This is a genomic window from Caballeronia sp., assembly GCF_049581465.1.
In the GTDB taxonomy this organism is placed as follows: Bacteria; Pseudomonadota; Gammaproteobacteria; order Burkholderiales; family Burkholderiaceae; genus Caballeronia.
Genome location: NZ_JBAUSA010001189.1, coordinates 1 through 1674, shown reverse-complemented (window position 1 = coordinate 1674; position 1674 = coordinate 1). Strand labels below are relative to the sequence as shown.

At 60.8% G+C, this 1674-nt stretch carries 3 protein-coding genes; all 3 read right to left on the bottom strand.

All coding sequences use genetic code 11. The features are described from left to right. Nucleotides 1-19 precede the first annotated feature (19 nt). Nucleotides 20-445 (bottom strand): ExbD/TolR family protein, encoded by a 426-nt coding sequence (locus tag WCA53_RS29080; RefSeq protein ID WP_423919269.1) that lies wholly within the window; start codon nt 443-445, stop codon nt 20-22. A 12-nt stretch (nt 446-457) separates the two neighbouring features. Further along, a complete protein-coding gene (locus tag WCA53_RS29075; protein WP_423919266.1) occupies nt 458-1237 on the bottom strand; it encodes a MotA/TolQ/ExbB proton channel family protein in 780 nt (259 codons plus the stop codon). Nucleotides 1238-1332: 95 nt separating this feature from the next. Continuing rightward, the coding region (locus WCA53_RS29070; RefSeq protein WP_423919263.1) for an energy transducer TonB at nt 1333-1674 on the bottom strand (342 nt) is incomplete at its 5' end.

Genomic DNA, 1674 nt, shown 5'->3' with positions numbered 1-1674 from the left:
CTCGTCCAACTGTCTCGTCCTACTTGAGCGCTGGCTTCGGTTCGGTGACGAAGCCGATCTTCGATAACCCGCCGCTTTGCGCGGCCGACATGACATCGGCGACGCGTTCGTAGGGCACCTTGCGATCCGCACGAAGGCGCAGTTCCGGCTGCGGCGTTTGCTGCGACGCTTCAACGATACGTGCTTGCAGGGCGGTATCGTCCACTTGCTGGTCGTTCCATAGCACGGTGCCGTCGGCTTGAACTGCCACGTCCACATGCGCGGGCTTCGTGTCCTGCGGCTGGCTGCTTGCCTTCGGCAGATCGATTTTCACCGCGTGATTCATCGCGGGAATGGTGACGAGAAAGATGATCAGGAGAACGAGCATGACGTCGACGAGCGGAGTCATGTTGATCTCGCTCATCACGCCGTCGTCCTCGTCGCTGGAAAAAGGGCTCATGGCCATGTCGACGTCCCCTTAGCCCACACGCGATGCAGTCGGCGAGGGCGACTTCGCTGCCGTGTTCATCGCATTCTGCGTAGCGAGGCGCAAGCCGTCGCCGCGTTTGTTCGACGAGAGTTGCGTGCCGGTGACGAAGAACGCGTGAAGGCCGTGTGCAAAGCGGTTCAACTTGGTCACGATCGTCTTGTTCGAGCGTGTCAGCGCGTTATAACCGAGCACGGCGGGAATCGCGACGAACAGGCCGAAGGCGGTCATGATCAGCGACTCGCCTACCGGGCCGGCGACCTGGTCGATCGATGTTTGCCCGGTCGCGCCGATCGTCATCAGCGCGTGATAAATGCCCCACACCGTCCCAAACAGGCCGACGAACGGAGCGGTACTGCCGATCGAAGCGAGCACTGCAAGTCCAGCCTGCATGCGTCCCACGCCGTCGTCCATGGTGTCTTTCAGGCAACGCGTGATCCAGTCCGACACATCCATGCGGTCATGCAGATGCGGCTGCGTCTGGTGATGATGATCCGCCGCGTCCTGCCCGGAGAGCGCGAGCGCGAGGAACGGGTTGTCTTGCGGATTCGGCGAAGGGATACCGAGCTTCTTGATGCCGTCGTCGAAATCGTCGGAATGCCAGAACGCTCGCTCCGCGTTCTTCGTCAGGCGGTTCAGGCGCAGCACATTCAGACCTTTCACCACGATGACTGTCCACGAAAGAATCGACATGATCGCCAACGCAAGCGCAATACCGCGTGTGACGAAATCCCCTTGCGCCAAAACGTGCGCCAAGCCGTAGTCTTGCATCTTGTGTCCTGTAGGTAGCTGGAAATCAGGTTGGATAGTTGTTTGTTCGTTTTCGCCGTGAGGCCGTTGCGCCTGAGTTGAGCCCAAGGCGGGCGTCAGTCCTTCAGGCCGAACACGAACGGCTGGGAATATGCGGCGCGAATGGCTTCGCCGTTTTCCTTGTAGGGTTTGCACGTGCTTGAACGCATGGCGTCGAGGGCAGCGTCGTCCAGACGTGGCGAACCGCTGCTCTGTTTCAATTCAATGTTCTCGATCTTGCCCGTCAGGCCCACCACGAACTTGACCAGTGCGCGACCGGATTCGCCACGACGTTTCGAAAGCACCGGATAGTCGGGCGTCACGATATTGCACTCGAGATGCGCCACGTCCTTCGGCGCATTCAGCGCCATGGTCGGACGGCCGATGGCCGGCGCCGCAGCAGGAGGCGCCGCCGCCAC

Bases quoted from the DNA above. Each gene is read 5' to 3' on its own strand.
- WCA53_RS29075 (WP_423919266.1), bottom strand. From the start codon at position 1,237: ATGCAAGACTACGGCTTGGCGCACGTTTTGGCGCAAGGGGATTTCGTC.
- WCA53_RS29080 (WP_423919269.1), bottom strand. From the start codon at position 445: ATGGCCATGAGCCCTTTTTCCAGCGACGAGGACGACGGCGTGATGAGC.